The organism is Mesorhizobium australafricanum (assembly GCF_033977265.1).
In the GTDB taxonomy this organism is placed as follows: Bacteria; Pseudomonadota; Alphaproteobacteria; order Rhizobiales; family Rhizobiaceae; genus Mesorhizobium; species Mesorhizobium australafricanum.
Genome location: NZ_JAVIIT010000009.1, coordinates 213,738 through 232,073, shown reverse-complemented (window position 1 = coordinate 232,073; position 18,336 = coordinate 213,738). Strand labels below are relative to the sequence as shown.

Here is an 18,336-nt window from a genome sequence, read left to right as displayed (position 1 = left end):
AGATTTCTAGACGGAGCGCGGTCCCCTCCCGCTCCGATCCTCTGTGAGCCCGCTCCGGCTGGCGTGCCGGAGCGGGTTTTCCTTTTACGGCCTTTGGCAACGGGCGCGATCTGAGGGCAGCCAATTGGCCTGTCACGAAACGACGCGATTCTCAGTGGGCGTTGGCTGATGGGGCCGTCTTGCCCTGCGTGGCGGCCGGCATGTCCCGGGTCGCGGCACCCGTCTGTGTGTCAGTTGCCGGGACGGTATGGTCTTCGCCCGACAACGGACTGCCCCCGCCGGGCACGTCCTCGGCTGTGGGAGCCTTATTGTTTATGCCGTTCTGGAATGGTTGGCTGTCGGTCGTCAAACCGCCTGCCTCCGTGGCGGTAAAAAGGTGATCGGCTGCCGACGCGGGGCCGAGCAGCGAAAACGCTGCCATGATGATAAATGTTCGCATCTGGGTCCTCCAATGATTGCCCGTCCGATGCGCGACCTTAGTTTGTTCGGAAGGCCAACAGCGTCAAGGATGGGGCCGTCCCTTCTTGGTTTCAAACGCCGCGCCTCGGCGCCGTGTTCCCGTCGCCACTTTCTCTCCGGACGCCAATCACCGAATTGTCAGCAAGGAAGAGCGCGAACGGGTCGCGGCCAAGGTCATGTGCCTTAACCGCGCGGCGTGATCGATCCGGACGAGATATCAGCGGAGCTTGAGCGGCTAGATCAGAACGAATCCCGAAAAGCCGGCTGAGGACATACATAAGGCTGATTAACCGTCCCCCACTTCACAAGCAGTGGGGTGGCCCGACCCGTGATATCCTGTGGCACCCTAGATAAACGGGTCGGGCCGCGACGGTTCCGGGGGGCGTTCATGCGTTGGCAGTGTGCGGGTATTCTCGAACCGGAAGACATCGAAATGTTGGAGCGGGTGTTGCGGAAGATGCTGCCTCCTAATGCCACCGCCGATGAAAGGGAATGGCTCGCATCTCTGTTAGTGAAGGCTTTCCAGTCTGGGGCGGCAGACGAGGCGGCGCTCGTGGCGAAAATAGCCGACAAGAGCCAGTCGACATTACCGGCCGGGTGAAATTCCTTCGCGGCGAGCATATTCTACGGAACGCGACAATGCAGGATTTTCGAGAGGGGTGACCTAATGCGCATGATGCTTGTGACAGCAACGTTTCTTATGGTCTCGCACGCGGCATTCGCCCAAGAGCATGTTGCTCCAGAGCAGCCGCGATGCTGGCTGGGATCGACGAGCTATTCCCCTGGAGCAACGATTCGCGCGGGAGAGGGGGTCATGTTGTGCACGCCCTCGTTTGTATGGGAGACCAGCAAGGCGGGCGCGTCCGGTTGTGTCTTCGAACAAAAATTCTTCAACACTGGCGCCGTCCATGAAGGCAATGAGTGCCAGCCAGATGGCACTTGGGCGACGATCTCAAAGCCAGACCAGAAGTGATCGCGGAAGCCCTTGGCAATCGATCCGTGAAGCCAGTGATCAGGGTTTGGTATCTCTCCAACCGCCCTGCCGAGTGCCAGTATCCATCCAAACCATTCCTGCGAAAAAGCCATCGTCGCGGCAACCACCGCTACCCCCCTCTAGGTAGCTGCCTGACAAGCCGGGCGCTTATGGTTCGCAAAGATACGCAGTTTGTCTGGATATCCAAGCCGCAAAGTCTGGTTGCAACTCGGGCACCTGAAAGTCGCTATGGTCTTAAACCATAAGCCTTTCCGGATGATCGGGTGCCTACACCGTGGACATTCGAAGGTTAGGTACTCGTTGTTCAAATCTGTGGGGATTGGTACTGCCCCTGCCTCACCATTCGGGTTGCAACGATTGCCGCCACAAGGCCCATCGGTAATGAGGCAAAGTTCGGTTTGTTCCCGGCTGGGACCATATGCGGTGAGACATCGGACCTCGGTCGAACATGGCATTCGCAAATTGCAGGCCCCGCCTCTTGGCAGAAACCGCTGCAGGAATATAATCCTCCCCGGTGCGGCGACCCCTTCAACGAGGATCGCCAATGACAATGAAGTTCCCGTTTTCCGAAGGCACGCTCGGCCGCAAACTTGAGGCTGGCACCGGTATGTCGGTCGACTGCCTTACATGTAAGCGCAAGGCCACCCTGGACGTCGCCGAACTGGTGAAGCGGTTTGGGCCGGATCAGCCCTGCCCACATTGGGATCTACTGAAAATCATCTATTGTCACGAATGCCGCACTGCCGGCCGCGACGACCGAAACCTACAGTTCACCAACCATGCGATGACGCCAGATCAGCGCAAAGGTGGTTGGACGCCCCTGTCCTGAACCGTCAATTGGCCGCAGTTGCGTACTTGCTAAAATAATGAAATACAGCCCCCGAGGGATGACGCTAGGGAATGGGTTAGGGATGTATTTTCCACAGTTTCGGGTGGGAATGTTCATGACGTTAGGCGCCGTGGCGATCTCGATATATGGCGCTACGGGCTCGCTATGGATTGCGGTCGCGTGGACCATCGTCGCTCTGGTGCTGCTGCAGGCCGCCTATTTCGTGCTGGTTCTCGGGCTTGTATATTGGTCGCGCGATGGCGACCAAGCATCGGAAGCGGGTCCGAACGAACCGGCAAGCCACCTCGCGTAATCTGGCCCAGCCGCTAGCATCGGCACCCAGGCCGCGAGCCCGGCCATGATGAGGCTTGCCGCCATGCCGATCAATCGCGCTGCCTGTAACGCCAGACCGCGCTGGCGAGCATGAGGGCGCCGATCCGGCGATGTACAAGGGCTACCCGTCACGCGTATTAGCGGGCTCCGGGGTTTTCCAGCAGTCTCGTAGCGACCGACCTACGGTCCTGCCTTTCTGAAAAAGCGCGGTCAATCCCGTCTACGGTGATAGCAAACGTCCCGTTTTCGGTCCTGCCGATAAAGCCCTTCGCCTTGAGATACCACAGATGAAACTCGAGGTGCTCGCGAGGACAACCCGACAGGCGTTCTAGCTCCTCGTCTCCTATGCCAGGATTGTTGACGTCTTGTCGGCGCTTCGTACAAAGCAAAGAAAGCACTTTGGCCTGGACGATCGTGTCCTTCTCAACAACTTTGGGGTCACTAGCCTCCTCAGCCAAGCCGTGGCGAAGGCCTAGCTGTTCTCGATGTTGAACGTCGTACTGGGCGCGGGTGACAGGGTCTTTGAGCGTGTTGTGCGCCTCTACGAGGTCACTAAAGCGCCGTTCGTCGCCAGTCTCCCGATTGTCCGGGTGGTAGCGTTTAGCGAAGTAGCGGAATATTCGCTCTATAGTTTCAAACGTCGCCTTCGGGCTGATTTCCAACAGCTCATAATAATCAACAAATGTCATCGTGGTGCTTCCCCAAGCCACCACCCCCACGGATCAGAATCGCGCAAGTTCACAGCACAAGCAAGTTGGCATGCCCTGCATTCCACCGAATAGGTTAATCGGCCGCCTTGCCGATCTGGCGGGACTTATTGTGATCCGCGCTACTCACCACAAGGAGGCGCGGGCATGACGGAGATCGAGGTCGAAGGCGTCGGCACCTATCGCCTGCCCAACGATTGGGAATACGGCCCGCCCGGGCCGCCTACGGGGCGAGAAACGGCACACCGCGGTCCTGGCCTTCGGGTGCGGCATGACGGTCCGTCAGTTCGCCATGTCGCCAGACAGGCAGCAGGCCGTCCACAGGGCGTATATCGCGCTGATGTCCCACCCGAGCCCGCCACAACGACGCCTTGAGGCTTCCTGGCGGCCACTGGTCGAATGAGGTCAAGCTCAGGGTCGGGAGATCGAGGCACGGGCGGCGTAGGACAGCGGCGCCGACGAACGCGCGTTGGTTCCCTTCCTATTGCCACTCTATCTCTTCACGGGAGCGGCCCGGCAGCCTTTGTTGCTTTCGAGGAGGGAGTGCTATGGATAGCCACCGGGCCTAACCGGCGGGATTGCTTGGGACTTCGCTAAAGAGAGCACCGGCTGACGATAGATATACGCTCCTGCTAATATGACCGGCATCATCCATACGGACGAAGCTGGGCTTTCATTGCCAGTGCGTAAGCACGTAGAGCGCCAGGAGCGACATCACCAAGCTCGCCGCCGTCGCGATCAGATCGCCCCGCCGGTAACGCTGACGAGCATTGCGAGGCAGATTGCGGCGATGGAGAGCTGGACCAGAATTTACACGCTCTAGCCGCCTAACAAGATCGCGCTAGTTTCATGGCTGGCGTGGCCACACCTGCGCCGTCGAGCGCCGGCTTGCCGGCCCCGTAGCTGGCCGATTGGCAACCGGCGCTCCTCTATTTGCTCTTGCCCTTCGGCACTATCGAGAACTTCGGCGGATTGGCTTCGCGGATGAGCTTAGCGGCTTCGTCTCGGGTAATGCCGACCTTGCGGGCGTAGTAGGCGGCTTCCGCTTCAAGCTCGCCGTCTATCGGAACTTCAACCGCCTGCTTTGCCTTAAGCTTCGCCCTCTTACCCATGAAGCGAATCATAGCACATTACGGGGCTTGGCTGAATGACCGCTTCTGAGGCTGGTTGAATTTCAAACTGGCCCACTACCGGCTCCCCGAAGGGGTTTGGCGATCAGCGGCCCTTGGCCTTTTCGACCTGCAACAGCAGCCATGCCCATGCGAGCCGAATCAGCGAGCGGATCATGGCAGTATCGCGCGAGCGCCATGGATCAGGTTTGCTCGCAGGTAGCGGTTGCCGCGCTTGGATATGCCGAGCAGCCGGGGCTTGCCTCCGGTGGTCGCCTGCCGGGGTGTGAGGCCGAGCCAGGCGGCAAGGTCACGACCGCACCCGAAGCTTGCCGCGTCGCCGGCCGCGGCCGTTAGAGCGGTGGCGTTGATGACCCCGATACCGGGGGATCGTCGACAGGCGACGGGCCGCTTCGTCGTCACGCGCCATCCGCACGACCTCAGCATCGAAGGCGGCAATCCGTTCATCAAGGCTGCGCCACTCGGCGCGCAGGTCCCCGCAACCAATTTCTTCATAAATCAATAACCGTCCCGATCTGATCAATCGGGGCGGTTTTTTGCATTGCGAGGCGAAGGGAGCGTCTGGATCGCGCCTGATCTCAGCCGTAGAGGTCAGCTTTGCTGCTTCCCGAAAGCAGAACTTGCGGCAACTAGGTCGCTGTTGCGCCAATTACAGACACTTGGGCTCGACATGTCCAAGGTCTTGATTGGGCCGGAGGGGAACAATGGGGATCCGGTTCGCAATGCCTGGGTTGCCCTACGCTAACTGAACACGGCTACTCTGGTCGCGAATTTGTGCTAATCTGCCATCTTGCTGGGGGCTCGCGTTGTGAGCGAGACGCGAAAACTGGCCGCGATCCTTTGTTCGGATGTGGTCGGCTATAGCCGGCTCGCCGGCGCAGACGAAGATCGCATCCTGGCACGGCTGCGAAGCCTGCGAAGCGACCTGATCGATCCGACAATTGCAGTCCATCACGGTCGCGTCGTCAAACGCACCGGCGACGGCGCGATCGTGGAGTTCCGCAGCATCGTCGACGCAGTGCGCTGCGCCATCGAAGTCCAGAATGCCATGGTCGAGCGTAACGCCGGCGTGGCAGAGGATCGCCGCATCGTTTTCCGGATCGGCATTCATGTGGGCGATGTCGTCGAGGAGAGCGACGGCGACCTGATGGGCGACGGTGTCAACATCGCCGCGCGCTTGCAGGGCGTCGCTGCGCCGGGCTCGATCTGTCTGTCTGAGGACGCCTACCGCCAGGTGAAGGGGCGGCTGGAAGTCGCCGTCACCGATCTCGGCCCCACCCAACTGAAGAACATCGCGGAGCCGGTCAGAGCCTATTCGCTGGAAGTGGGCAAGCCGGCGCTAGCCAAGCCTGCGCCAGCGACGAAACCTGCAGATCAAACCATCGCCCCCCACCGACCGCGCTCATGGCACATCCCGGCGGTTGCGGGAGCTTTGATATTTGCCCTCTGTCTTGCGTCCGGTTGGTGGTGGATCTCGAAGCCAATTACCCAGCCGGACGAGTCGGCGGCCGATGCAGCTGTCGACGCCCGACCTTCCATTGTTGTGCTTCCATTCGACAACCTGAACGACGACAAGGAGCAGGAGTACCTTGCAAATGGGTTCACTGAGGACCTGACAACTGAGTTGGCGCGTGTGCCCGGCCTATTCGTCATCTCGCGCAACGCAGCCTCCGCTTACAAAGGCAAGGAAACGATCCCCGCGGAGATCGCTGCAGCGTTGGGGGTTCGGTACCTCCTTGAGGGATCGATTCGCCGCGTCGGCGACGACTTGCGCATTAACGCGCAGCTCATTGATGGCTCGACTGGTGGGCACTTCTGGGCGGAGCGCTTCGATGGCCAGTGGGCTGACGTGTTCGCGCTGCAGGACAAAGTAGTCGGCAGGATCGCAGGCGCGCTCGAGCTTCGTCTCGTCAACGGACCACAGGCGGGCCGAGCGGGCGGGACAAGCAATCCGGCCGCCTATGATGCTTACCTGCGGTCATTGGACATTTCCAATCGCGACAACACGGCAGATGCATTTGCCGCCGCGGTGCAAAATCTGAAGCACGCCGTGCAACTCGACCCGAATTTTGGCGCTGCGTATGCGAAGCTCGCCCTGTTGTATTGGGAGGCGGGCCTCAACCGCGCCGTGATGATGGGTCTTTCGCATTTCGAGGCTCGTAATAAGATGTACGAAGCCCTCGAGGCGGCGGCCAAGCATCCTTCGCCAGGTTATTATCAACTCGTCGCGGAGTTGATGGTCCGCGAGCGCAACTCGGACGAAGCGGTCTCCGTTCTCTTGAAGTCGGTAGCGCTCGATCCCAGTGATTCTCAGAACTATCTCTCGCTCGCCAATGCGTTGAATTTCAACGGCAGGCCGAAGGACGCGCTGACCTATCTCAATGCGGCCGCGCGCGTCGACCCGAACTCGTCCATGGACTACCGGCACTATCAGGCCGGGTTAGCCGCGTTCGGCCAGGAAAAATTCGAGGATGCGGTTCGCGAGATCGAGTCGATGGACCTTGCATCGGCCGAACCTTGGACCAAACTCTTTGCCCTGCAGATCCTTGCTTCCGCATATGCGCACCTGGGGCGCATCGAGAAGGCTGCCTCGGCTGTGGAACAGCTTAAGGTGACTGTTGCTAAGTTAATTGGAGACGAACCAAACCTGTTAGCTACCCAAGACTACATGGTGTTCAAGAACACCGCCGGTATTGAACGCATTTTGGTTGGCTTGACCCGATCAGGCATGCACGATCTTCCGCTTTCATGGGGCATGGATCCGAAGAACCGGCTTACCGGTGCGGAAATAAGATCTTCCATATTCGGACACGAGATCCGCGGAAAGACGGTATATCCCGACTTTCGGCCCATGCAGCTCACGACCTCGAGCGAGGGGGCCGTCCGCGAAATCGTTGGCGAGACGACGCGCGTCGGGACTGAGTGGGTGCAAGGCGATTTTTTGTGCAAGGCCTTTCCAAGGGACCTGACAAGCTGCGGGGCGATATTTCGCAATTCATTTAGAACACCGGGCCGCCAAGACGAATACGAGGCGGTCTACGGCGCTCCCGGCTGGGAAAAGGACGAGTTTTCCGTAGTCAGATGACGACGATGCGGACACCGGGAATGCGCCGATCAATACCTGGCGGCAGCGGCTGCGCGACTTGCCCATCTGACGCAGACATATGCGATCACTTTTTTCGCCAGTATCACGACCATGTTCGCGATACCGGCGTACGCGCAATCTGCGGGACTAGCCGCCAGGTTTGCACTCGCGACGATTGTGGTCGCAATCACAGTTTATGGGGTCTTGGCAGCCAAAGCCGCCATGGATGACTTAAGGGCGATGCTGGATGATGCAGTCGACGACTTTCTCAGGCAGCCGCTTCGGCGCTCACCTGAAGCAGATACCTACCGCGCTGTTCATGGGAGTAAGCGTCATCCTCATGCTTGCGATGGGGGCGACGCAGCTGTGGGCGATCATTTCGGAGTGACTGGGCTGATGCTCCAGCTGTTCTCATCTTCGTCCTCGGCGCGCCAAATCCTCCATTGATGATGATGTGCATTTCGAAAATGCTGCCGGAACAAAGGAGAGAACAGTCCGAGGGACCCATTGAGTGAAGGCACCTATTTCCGGCCGCGTAGTATCCGACTGAACGCGCAGATTTAATCCAATGCAGCCGCTTGATTAACGGAGCGTTCGTCTGCCTTGCGGCCATAAGCTGTCATCACGACGCGCAACGGCGAGCAGGGCTCTCCAAGCCAACCTTCTTCGAAATTCCCGGCATTTGAGTTAGTATCGCGTGTTGAGGTACGGCCTTGGGGGAACTGTCGTGGACATTGCCGTTTGGTTGCGACGTCTCGGGCTGGAGCACTACGAGCAGGCATTTCGCGACAACGCGATCGATGGGGAAGTTCTGCCCGAGTTGACTGACGCCGACCTCCAGCAACTCGGTATTCTACTCGGCCATCGCAAGCGGCTCCTCAAGGCGATCGCAGAGCTCGGGCCGCCCACAGACCGCCCCCACCCGAGCACTGTCGAGATCAAATTTCAACCTGGCGCTTCGGAGCCGGTTGCCGAACGCCGGCAACTGACGGTCATGTTCATTGATCTCGTTGGTTCGACGGCGCTCGCGTCACGTCTCGATCCAGAGGATCTGCGTGAGATCATCGGGGCGTACCATCGCTGCGCGGCCGATACGATCGCCCGATTCGGCGGCTTTGTTGCCAAGTACATGGGCGATGGGGTGTTGGTGTATTTCGGCTACCCGCAGGCACACGAAAACGATGCGGAACAGGCGGCGCGCGCCGGCCTCGCTCTGATCGACAGTGTCAGGCGGCTCCAGCTGTCCGAGCCATTGCGGGTTCGCGTCGGCATCGCTACCGGCCAGGTCGTCGTTGGCGATCTGATCACGGCCGGTGAGGGGCAAGAGCGAGGCGTCGTGGGCGAGACGCCAAACCTCGCCGCCCGCCTGCAAGCTCTTGCCGAGCCCGACGCGGTCGTGATCGGGCCGCAAACGCGGCAGCTCCTCGGCGATCTCTTCGAATACCGCGACCTTGGTGACCTGGAAGTGAAAGGTTTTCCGGAGCCGATCCACGCCTATCAAGCGGTTGGCGAGAGTAGCATTGAGAGCCGGTTCGAAGCGCTGCATGGGGCGACGCCTACGCCGCTGGTCGGGCGTGAGGAGGAGGTCGACCTTCTGCAGCGCCACTGGCATCGCGCAAAAAGTGGTGAAGGTGGCGTGGTGCTGCTCTCAGGCGAGCCCGGCATCGGAAAGTCGCGCCTCATCGTCACCTTGCAGGAGCTGATCCAGAATGAGGCACACACCCGCTTGCGCTATTTCTGTTCACCGCACCATCAAGACAGCGCGCTCCACCCGACCATTGCGCAGCTAGAACGTGCCGCCGGGTTGGAGCGCGACGACCCGCCTGAGAGGAAGCTGGATAAGCTTGCGGCTCTGCTTGCCCCGGCTTTGCCGGAGGACGGGGCGCTGCTGGCCGAGCTATTGTCGTTGCCAACGGAAGGCCGCTTCCCGCCTCTCCAACTGACGCCCCAGCGTAAGAAAGAGAAAATTTTCGATGCACTTATCCGGCAGCTCAAAGATTTGGCGCGACAAGGTCCGGTGCTGATGCTCTTCGAGGATGTGCACTGGATCGACCCCAGCTCGCGCGAGCTGCTCGACTTGGTGATCGAGCGGGTGCCGCACCTGCCAGTGCTGCTTCTCCTCACGTTTCGCCCCGAGTTTCAACCGCCGTGGACCGGGCAGGCGCACGTCACGGTTCTGGTCCTCAGTCGGCTCGACCGTCGTGAAGGCGCCGCGCTGGTCAAGCGGGTCGTCGGCACCGGAGAACTGCCGAGCGACGTGGTCGCGGAGATCATCGAGCGCACGGATGGGGTGCCACTGTTCGTCGAGGAACTGACTAAGGCGGTGTTGGAGAGCGGGAACGCCACGGCAGTGCTCTCAAGAGCTGGCGCGACGGCGTTGAACGTTCCCGCCACGCTGCATGCCTCGTTGATGGCGCGGCTCGATCGCCTCGGCTCAGCCGTTAAGGAGGTCGCACAAATCGGCGCGGTTCTCGGACGGGAGTTCTCCTACGAATTGCTGGCAGCGGTAGCACAGCGAAATGCCGTCGAGCTAAACGGCGCACTGGATCGACTCGTGGGCGCCGGTCTGGTGTTCTGCCGCGGGACGCGGCCGCTGGCCACATATCTCTTCAAGCATGCGCTCGTTCAGGACGCTGCGTATGGCACGCTGCTGCGCACTAAACGCCAGGAGCTGCATAAGCGAGTCGCTGACGGATTGGAGGAAAAGTGGCCCGAGATCACTGAAGCGCAACCCGAACTCCTCGCGCACCATCTTCAGGAAGCGGGGGATTGGGGGGGCGCACTCGACTACTGGCAAAAGGCGGGAGGGGCCGCTCTGGCCAGAGCGGCTACCCGGGAAGCCGTGTCGCACTTTGCCAGTGCTATTGACTGCAGCAGGAGACTTGGCGACGTCGCCGGCGGCGCCGAACGGGTGACACGTCTCCACCTTGCGATGGCCAATGCCTTGATGCAGGCAGAAGGGTATCGTTCTGAGCGCCTTGGGAAGACGCTTGAAGATGCACGTCTTGCAGCCGCGAAGACTGCATCAGTCGAATTGCAATGTGACGTTGCGCTTTCACTCGCTCCATTTTTTTATGCCGCTGGGCGCAATCAGGATTACCTGACCATAGCCGAAGAGCAGCTAGCAAACTGTGCCGATCTCCTTCCAACGGCCCATCTGAGTGGTCTTTGGGCAACAAAGGGGATCGCTCATTCCAACCGGGGAGAAGAGCCGCTGGCAGCGGAGGCCTTGCGCAAGGCCTTAGATCTGGTTGATCGGGTTGACCCAAGTCATCGTATTTCGTTCGCGGGTGCGGATCAACGTGTCTCTGCCCAAGCATATTTCAGCGAATCGCTGATCATATTGGGTTTCTTTGATGCCGCAGTGGAAGAGAAAGAGCGCCTGATGCGCAATTTTGACCAGCTCGATAAGCCTTTCGATCTCGCGTGGCATCTTCTCGTGCAGTGCCAATTGTGCGCGCTGCTCGGTCAATACGAGGAAGTACTCGATAACGCTAGGAAGATCGTCGAGATTTGCGAGCGTCATGGCTACACGGCGCGTCGAAGCAGCGGCATCAGGTGGCGTGGCCATGCCCGCTCGCATCTAGGAGAACTGGACGCCGGTGTCGATGACGTCCGAGAGAGCATGGTTCTTTGGCGTGGGCACGGCGTCGTATTTCATACCCCTGAGAAAGCATGCGAACTTTGTGATCTTCTCCTGCGCGCCGGTCGCATAGAAGACGCATCGCAAATCCTTGATGATGTCGATACCCTCGTTTTCGACACGGACGAGGCGAGCTATCTAGCAGAATGTATTCGCCTTCGTGGCCAAATCGCCGCGGGCAGAGGTGACCTAGCTGGTGCCGCGCGCCTATTCGAAACAGCGATTGCTACCGCCCGTCGGCAGCAAGCGAGATTCTTCGAGCTTCGCGCCACAACGCAACTAGCACCAGTTCTCGCGCGACAAGGTCGCGTCAATGATGCCGAGACGCGACTACGATCCGTGATCGACGCGTTTGAAACCAGATATCCGGTCGTCGACCTCATCGCAGCGAAAAGGGCGCTGGACTTGCTGGGCCAATGAGTTTCGCAGCCTTGCGTTGGGCTCCGACGATAGTTGCCGTCATCCTTACTGCAGCCTTCGAGGCGTTGCGCCTGCTGGGTAGGGCGGTTTAACCCGCCTTTAAGGCTAAGTGCCTGTTTTTCTGGGCGCCGTTACCGAACGGTTCCAACCGTTGGCACACGCCGGAAACTTTTTGCAGGTCAGCACAAACTGTTCCTCCGATACGGGGAAGGGGCAAAAAATGGCGGTTCCTTTCGGAACCGCCGGCCGCATGACCGTTGCCAGCCCGAAGCAACCACTGATCGGAAGCTGGATCAGCGGCTGGAAAGCGACCCATGAAACCGCCTCCCCGAGAAAACTTCGAGGGCATGCGGTTTTTCCCCGCTGATGATCCAGTCGGCAAGATATCTGGCGAAACCAAGCGCGATGGCGAAGCCGTGGCCAGTCCAGGCAAATCCATAGATGGTGTTGTGTAAGGCAGCGGGCGTATCGACAATCGGGATGCCGTCGGCCGCACAAGTTTCGACGCGAGAAGCATCGACCTTCAGGAACGACGACTCATCGATAAAGGGCAGGGTCGCGATGGCATCGGTCAAGCCTAGCGCTATCGAGCTCAGCGATCCTTTCCAACGCCCCTGAGGCGTATGGGCGACGCTGTGGCCGCCCGAAAGCATCAAGGTCCCATCTGGAATCTGCTTCACGGATAGCTTGCGATGGGCATGCCCCAGAAGATGATTGATCTTTTTGCCGTTCGGGTTGGTGATGAACATCATTTGCGGGATCTGCGTGGTGACGGGCATGATTTCCTGTGGCTGCAGAACGGGTTTCAGCAGGGCCAGCACGCCCTTGTTGGCGAGGAGAATGAGCTTTTCGCCGACAGGCACGACGTCGCCGCTCGCCAGCCTCACCCCCGTTACTCTCCCATTGGTGTGGAGGATTTCGAGGGCACGCGCGCCGATGCGCAACGTTACCCCGGCCTTTCGCGCCTCCTTGGCGAATGCCTGGGTGGCGAAGGTGTGATCGCATACGCCGTCGTCCGGGCAATAGACGGAACCGATCAGATCGCCAGCCAACTCAGGCTCGCGCTGCAGCGTTTCATCGCGGTCCAGAAGTTGGGAAGGAACGCCGAGCGCGTTCTGCACCATTGCCATCGCTTCCATGCTGCCGCACACTTCATGCTCGTGCGCGCCATGCGGGATATTGAAGAGATGAAGACCGCCAGTCCGGCGGTAGCCGACGCCGCCCTCGAATTGTCGCTGATACTGCGCCCAGAGCGGAAAGCCGACAGTCGCCATCGGCAGTTCGCGCAAATCGCGGCCGTTCGCGCGCACGCCTCGTTCACCGGAGCCGCCCGAAGCCCCCGCGGCGATGTCGTCGGCCTCCAGCAGCGTAACGGTCCTGCCGGCCTGCGCCAGTTCGTAGGCGAGGCTCGCACCGTAGATGCCGCCTCCGACGATGACGATCTCGGACACGGTGGTCTGTGTGGCCATGGTGTTGGTTCCTTCTCAGATGTCGGGATGTGAATATCGCATGCGCGGGAAATGCGGTCGGCTCAAATCCGGCCATTGCCGCCGGACAGAAATTGCCGGAAGCGGTCCGACGGGGCGGAGGTGAACATATCGTGTGGAGTGCCTTCCACATCGACCGCGCCTTTGTGCAGAAACAAGACTTTGCTGGAGACGTCCCTGGCGAAGCCCATTTCGTGGGTAATGACGAGCATCGTCCTTCCTTCCTCAGCGAGCGCGCGCATGACGCGCAAGACCTCGCCGACCAGTTCCGGGTCGAGCGCCGAGGTCGGTTCGTCGAAAAGCATGACCTTCGGGTGCTGGGCCAGCGCACGGGCGATTGCCGCACGCTGCTGCTGACCGCCGGACAAATGGGCCGGATAATGATTGCGCTTGTCGGCGATGCCGACCTTTTCCAGAAGCGCTTCGGCTTCCTCGACACAATCGGCGCGGGACCGTTTCTGAACATGCATCGGTGCCTCGATTAGGTTTTCGAGGATCGTCCTGTGAGACCAAAGATTAAAGTTCTGAAACACCATGCCGATGCGCGCGCGAATGCGCTGCAACTGGTGCCTGTCGGCCGGCCGCGTCCTGCCGCCTGCCTGCTTCAGCCGGATGGTCTCTCCGCCGACCTGGATTTGCCCGCTATCGGGCGTTTCAAGCATGTTGATACAGCGCAGCATGGTCGACTTGCCCGACCCCGAGGAGCCGAGGATCGAGATCACGTCACCTTCCATCGCCTCGAGCGAGATTCCTTTCAGCACCTCGAAGGCGCCGAAGCTCTTGCGCAGATCCGTCAGGCGCACGGCCGGTCTGGTCTGTTCGGTCACAGGGCTGCTCCTTTGCCAGGCGCCGGTGGCGGCCGCAGCTCGGCGCTCAGCGCGTATTCAGCCCATTGCACGAGCCGCGTGATGACAAAATTGATGAAGAGATAGATGGCAGCCGCCACGATCAGGATTTCGATGGCACGGAAGGATTCCGAAATAAGCTCTGCCGCCAAGCCGGTCACCTCCATCAGGGTGATGATGGAGGCCAGCGCCGTCGACTTTATCATCAGGATGAACTCGTTTCCGTATCCCGGCAACGCGTGACGCAAGGCGAGCGGGAATACGATGCGGCGGTACAGTGTGAAACTCGACATGCCGCATGCCCGTGCCGCCTCGACCTGACCGGGAGGAACCGACAGCAACGCGCCTCGAACGATCTCGCTGGAATAGGCAGCCGTGTTCAAGGTCAAGGCGATGAGCGCGCACCAATAGGGCTCGCGTAGAACGGGCCACAGAAAGCTGGTTCGCACCGCATGGAACTGGCCAAGACCATGATAGATCAGGAAGATCTGCACAAGCAGCGGCGTAGAGCGGAAGACGAAGACGTAGAAGGATGCAGGCCGGGCCAGGAGCCGCAAACCTGACAGCCGCGCCAGGGCGAGAATGATGGCCAGAATGGCGCCGACAGCCACGGAGGAGACCGCGAGCTGCAATGTCAGCGGCACACCGGTCAGGAGCTTCAGCAGCGTCTGGTAGAGGAACGGGATATCCATCAGGTCCGCCTCACGCCAACTGCAAGCCGGCCCTCGGCCCGGCGCAGAAGCCATGTCGAAGACGACGAAATGGCGAGATAGAGGACGGCGGCGGCGAAGAAGAAGGTGAATGGCTGGCCGGTCGATCCGGCGCCGATCTGCGCCTGCCGCAGGATTTCCACCAGCCCGGTGACCGAGACCAGCGCGGATTCCTTCAGCACCAGCTGCCACACATTGCCGAGGCCTGGCAGCGCATGACGCAGCACCAGCGGCGCGACGATGCGGCGGAACGTCGTCATAGGGGACATGCCGCAGGCGATTGCCGCCTCGATCTCACCCGGTGAGACCGCGCGATAGGCGCCTCGCATGACTTCGGCCTGATAGGCCCCGGACACCAGCCCGATCGCCAACGCACCGGCCATGAAGCCCGGCAGGCTGAAGAAACCCGAAAAGCCGAACAGAGCGGCCAGCGGGGTGAGCACCGCGCTTGAGCCGAAATAGAAGAGATAGATGACGAGGATGTCGGGTATGCCGCGAAGCACCGTGGTGTAGGCATCCGCAACCAAGCGTGGAAGGATGCCTCCCTTGATCTTTGCCCATGCGCCGCAGCTGCCGGCCAGAAGGCCGAAGGCGTAGCCGGTCAAGGCTACCGCCAAGGTCATCATCGCGGCTTGAAGCAGCGCCTCCCCCCAGCCGGCGGCGCCGAAGCCCAGAACGAAATCGGAAGCCCTCATCGGGGGTTCGTTCTCAGTTCTTCGCGGAGATGTCGACGCCGAACCATTTTTCCGTCAGCGCCTTGTTGAAACCGTCGGCGTTGACGGCGTGGATCGCGGCATTGAATGCGTCCTTCAATGCCGTGTCGCTCTTGCGGAAGGCCACGCATGTTCCGCTGGCCAGGAGGAATGTCGGCCCGACTAGTTCCGCCTCGGCCATGTCAGGTCGTTTCAGTGCCTCGGCGAGAACGGTGATGTTTGCCATCGTCAGATCGATCCGGCCCGCCAGGACATCGAGATTGGCTTCGTCCTGCGTCTTATAGGATCTGACCGTGACCGCGCCCTTCAGATACTCGTCGACGAACTTGCCGGCGGTCGTTGACCCCTGGATGCCGAGGACTTTCCCCTTGAGCGCCGTGTCGAGCTTTTCGATGATCTCCTTAGCGTCCTTCGATCCCGCCGCATTGTCGCGAAGGTCGAACTTGTCGTGCCAGGGCAGGGCCTCGGCCAAGCCGCTGCCCTTCATCGCCAGGAAAGCGTTGGGCGCGGTGGAATAGGGATCCGAGAACGCGGCCACTTGCGCCCTCTCGGGCGTCACCCCCATGGAGGCGATGATGGCATCGAATTTTCCGGCGTTCAGCGCCGGCAGCATCCCGTCCCAGTTCTGCGCGACGATCTCGCATTGCGCCTTCATGCGCTTGCACAATTCCTTGGCAAGATCGATTTCGTAACCGGCAAGCGTGCCGTCCGGGAGCGTGTAGTTCCACGGTGCATAGGCGCCTTCGGTTGCGATGCGGATATGAAGCGCGTCCTGCGCCCAGGCTTCACCAGACGAACAAAGGCCGGCCAGCGATATCGCCGCCGCCATGATGATTTTTCCGATCATGTAAGGTTCCCTCTCTTATTATGAAGCGCCCGCAAACCTCACCGCCGACGATAGGAAAAACAAATATCCTCATCCGATAAGACGAAGGCTTCGGATGCTTTTTCGGGGCCGGCAGTGATGGGTTGTTGCGCTCGACTAGAGAGGAAACTGGCAAAAGATTCCAATATGAAATGTTTCGCGGCGCATAGGTTTTTCCTATAGGATTCGTCCGATGCGAACCTTTAGGGACTGCTCATGAATTACAAGCAACTCGAAGCTTTCCGAGCGGTGATGGAAGCGGGAACAGTCACAGGCGCGAGCGAGCTCCTGCACATCGCTCAGCCTTCGGTCAGCGCGCATATCTCGAACCTGGAGCATGCCTTGAAAATCCCGCTCTTCATTCGTCGGGCGGGGCGTCTCGTTCCGACGGCGGAAGCGATGCTCCTCAACGAAGAGGTCGGGCGCATCGTCAAGGGAATGGCGCGAATACGGCGCCTGGCCGGCGATATTCAGCAGTTGGAAGCCGGACGACTGATGATCGGCGTCTATCCGGCGCTTGCGAGTATTGTCCTGCCCCGTTTCCTGAAGGCATTCGCCGGACATCACCCGAAGGCCCGCATGAGCATCTTCCCCGCGGCCTCGCTGCGGATCGCGGAATTGACGGCAAACAGAGAGATCGACCTCGGCCTCGTTCAGATGCCGGTGGTGGATCCCGCGATCGCCTGCGATCTGATTTTCCAGACGGGATGCGTCTGTGTGGCGCCGCTCGATCATGCGTTCGCCAATGAAGGCGCGATTCTCGCATCCCAGCTGGAAGGGCAGGAATTCATCGCGCTTGGGCGTGAGGACCGTACGAGGCAGGACATCGAGCGCGCCCTGGACGACGCCGGCGTTGCCGTAGGCTACCGTTTCGAAACACCATTCGCCGATACGGCCTGCGCCCTGGTCGCACAGGGCCTGGGTGTGTCGATCGTAGACCCGTTCTCGGCCGCCCGATGGTCAGGCAAATTGATGATACGTCCTTTCAACCCTCAGCTTCAGTGCCACATCTACATGACCCGAAACAGGGCTCAGGTCTCGTCCATGCTTCAGCAGGCCTTCGAGCGAGAGTTTCGAACTGCTCTGGAAGAGAATATGACCGGAAACACTCGTTTGTTTTAGAATGCGGTCGATACGTACCCATCCGGTGAAGACCGCAGGCGTGCGCATCCGGCGGCTGCTCGATGAAGAGATCAGTCCAGACCTACCTCAAGCGCGTAGGCGGGCTAGAACTCGCTCGTTCGCGTATGGGGCACGGCCTAGGCTTTTTTTGCGGGCGGGCTCGGCCAGCGCCTGTAGTCGAGCTGCAAGGTTGGGCGTGTCGCCAACGACCGCCTCCTCTTGCGCCGCACCTTCTCCGATCATGTCTCCGACGACGACCAGTCCCGTGGCGATGCCGACACGCGCGGCCAGCGGCGTTCCGCCGGGGCTGGCTAGCCTGGCGGTCGCGGACGCGGCGGCGAGACCCGCGCGCACAGCGCGCTCGGGATCATCCTCGTGCGCTTGCGGCCAGCCGAAATAGGCGAGCACCCCATCGCCCATCAGCTTGGCGACCCTCCCGTCGTAGCGGGCGATCTCGCGCGATACCGCCTGCTGGTAGGCGAGGATGACTTCGCGCGTGTCCTCCGGGTCGAGCCGCTGCGACAGCTCGGTCGAGCCGGCGAGGTCCACGAACATGACCGAAAGTTGCCGCCGCTCTGCGCGGGAATCCGAGGCCGCTGGTGATTGCGAAGCCGTCCGGGGCAGGCTTCTGCCGTCGCCGAGGGACGCGATGGCGCTGAGCAACTTGCGCCGATGGCCGATCGACGTGACCCCGAGCGCGGTCAGATCCTCGGCGTTCAGCTTGGAAAGAACCTCCAGGTCAACATCGTTGTCGCGGAAAACCGGTGCGTACTTACCCAGGCCGAGGTCTACCAGCCATGCCTCGATATCCACGTTGCCTTCTCCCAGGCGGCAGAGGCTTTGCCGTAAACTATACCGCAATTGGGAAGCAGGGTCGTCCCTTTTTGTAGCCGCGTCGAGTAGAACCGTCCGAACGTCGGGCTAGGATGCTGCTCGCGCAGAACGACACTTTATAGATCTCGCTGCCAGGAGCTGGCGGTCCGCTTCCGGTCCC

At 60.5% G+C, this 18,336-nt stretch carries 14 protein-coding genes and 3 pseudogenes; 7 read left to right on the top strand and 10 right to left on the bottom strand.

Translation table 11 applies throughout. The features are described 5' to 3' along the window. Positions 1 to 151: 151 nt before the first annotated feature. Positions 152 to 439 (bottom strand): hypothetical protein, encoded by a 288-nt coding sequence (locus tag RFM98_RS19400; RefSeq protein ID WP_320310385.1) that lies wholly within the window; start codon positions 437 to 439, stop codon positions 152 to 154. A 408-nt stretch (positions 440 to 847) separates the two neighbouring features. Between RFM98_RS19400 and RFM98_RS19395 the strand changes: the two genes are divergently transcribed. The 3 genes from RFM98_RS19395 (at position 848) to RFM98_RS19385 (ending at position 2,595) form a co-directional block, all read left to right on the top strand. Beyond that, positions 848 to 1,060, top strand: a complete 213-nt coding sequence (locus RFM98_RS19395) for a hypothetical protein (protein ID WP_320310384.1) — start codon at positions 848 to 850, stop codon at positions 1,058 to 1,060. A gap of 937 nt (positions 1,061 to 1,997) precedes the next feature. Next, on the top strand, positions 1,998 to 2,282 hold the full coding sequence (locus RFM98_RS19390; protein ID WP_320310383.1) for a hypothetical protein: 285 nt from the start codon (positions 1,998 to 2,000) through the stop codon (positions 2,280 to 2,282). Positions 2,283 to 2,397: 115 nt separating this feature from the next. Next, a complete protein-coding gene (locus RFM98_RS19385; RefSeq protein ID WP_320310382.1) occupies positions 2,398 to 2,595 on the top strand; it encodes an exopolysaccharide production repressor protein in 198 nt (65 codons plus the stop codon). Positions 2,596 to 2,752: 157 nt separating this feature from the next. Here the strand turns inward: RFM98_RS19385 and RFM98_RS19380 are convergent, their stop codons facing one another. The 3 genes and pseudogenes from RFM98_RS19380 to RFM98_RS19370 all read right to left on the bottom strand — a co-directional run. Beyond that, the gene (locus RFM98_RS19380) at positions 2,753 to 3,304 is read right to left on the bottom strand and encodes a J domain-containing protein (RefSeq protein WP_320310381.1); all 552 of its coding nucleotides are present in this window, start codon (positions 3,302 to 3,304) and stop codon (positions 2,753 to 2,755) included. A 947-nt stretch (positions 3,305 to 4,251) separates the two neighbouring features. Beyond that, positions 4,252 to 4,446 carry a hypothetical protein gene (locus RFM98_RS19375; RefSeq protein WP_320310380.1) on the bottom strand — a complete coding sequence of 65 codons (195 nt, stop codon included), beginning with the start codon at positions 4,444 to 4,446 and terminating at the stop codon, positions 4,252 to 4,254. Positions 4,447 to 4,611: 165 nt separating this feature from the next. Further along, a pseudogene (locus RFM98_RS19370) lies at positions 4,612 to 4,915 on the bottom strand (transposase); the annotation flags it as partial. 345 nt (positions 4,916 to 5,260) lie between these two features. Between RFM98_RS19370 and RFM98_RS19365 the strand changes: the two are divergent. The 3 genes and pseudogenes from RFM98_RS19365 to RFM98_RS19355 form a co-directional block, all read left to right on the top strand. Next, positions 5,261 to 5,842 (top strand): annotated as a pseudogene (locus tag RFM98_RS19365) (adenylate/guanylate cyclase domain-containing protein); the annotation flags it as partial. A 1,942-nt stretch (positions 5,843 to 7,784) separates the two neighbouring features. Next, a complete protein-coding gene (locus tag RFM98_RS19360; RefSeq protein ID WP_320310379.1) occupies positions 7,785 to 7,925 on the top strand; it encodes a hypothetical protein in 141 nt (46 codons plus the stop codon). 339 nt (positions 7,926 to 8,264) lie between these two features. Beyond that, positions 8,265 to 11,600 carry an adenylate/guanylate cyclase domain-containing protein gene (locus RFM98_RS19355; protein ID WP_320310378.1) on the top strand — a complete coding sequence of 1,112 codons (3,336 nt, stop codon included), beginning with the start codon at positions 8,265 to 8,267 and terminating at the stop codon, positions 11,598 to 11,600. Positions 11,601 to 11,893: 293 nt separating this feature from the next. Here the strand turns inward: RFM98_RS19355 and RFM98_RS19350 are convergent, their stop codons facing one another. The 5 genes from RFM98_RS19350 to RFM98_RS19330 form a co-directional block, all read right to left on the bottom strand. After that, on the bottom strand, positions 11,894 to 13,051 hold the full coding sequence (locus RFM98_RS19350; protein ID WP_320310377.1) for an NAD(P)/FAD-dependent oxidoreductase: 1,158 nt from the start codon (positions 13,049 to 13,051) through the stop codon (positions 11,894 to 11,896). Between the two features lie 80 nt (positions 13,052 to 13,131). Continuing rightward, positions 13,132 to 13,914 (bottom strand): ABC transporter ATP-binding protein, encoded by a 783-nt coding sequence (locus tag RFM98_RS19345; protein ID WP_320310376.1) that lies wholly within the window; start codon positions 13,912 to 13,914, stop codon positions 13,132 to 13,134. After that, entirely contained in the window at positions 13,911 to 14,624 is a 714-nt protein-coding gene (locus RFM98_RS19340; protein ID WP_320310375.1) for an ABC transporter permease, read from the bottom strand. Before RFM98_RS19340 ends, RFM98_RS19345 begins: the two co-directional genes overlap by 4 nt. Next, entirely contained in the window at positions 14,624 to 15,337 is a 714-nt protein-coding gene (locus tag RFM98_RS19335; RefSeq protein WP_320310374.1) for an ABC transporter permease, read from the bottom strand. Before RFM98_RS19335 ends, RFM98_RS19340 begins: the two co-directional genes overlap by 1 nt. 13 nt (positions 15,338 to 15,350) lie before the next feature. Next, a complete protein-coding gene (locus RFM98_RS19330) occupies positions 15,351 to 16,202 on the bottom strand; it encodes a transporter substrate-binding domain-containing protein (protein ID WP_320310373.1) in 852 nt (283 codons plus the stop codon). Between the two features lie 234 nt (positions 16,203 to 16,436). On the opposite strand from RFM98_RS19330, the gene RFM98_RS19325 reads away from it, so the two are divergent. Then, positions 16,437 to 17,342 carry a LysR substrate-binding domain-containing protein gene (locus RFM98_RS19325; protein ID WP_320310372.1) on the top strand — a complete coding sequence of 302 codons (906 nt, stop codon included), beginning with the start codon at positions 16,437 to 16,439 and terminating at the stop codon, positions 17,340 to 17,342. A gap of 156 nt (positions 17,343 to 17,498) precedes the next feature. Here the strand turns inward: RFM98_RS19325 and RFM98_RS19320 are convergent. Beyond that, positions 17,499 to 18,155, bottom strand: a pseudogene (locus RFM98_RS19320) (adenylate/guanylate cyclase domain-containing protein); the annotation flags it as partial. Positions 18,156 to 18,336: the final 181 nt, after the last annotated feature.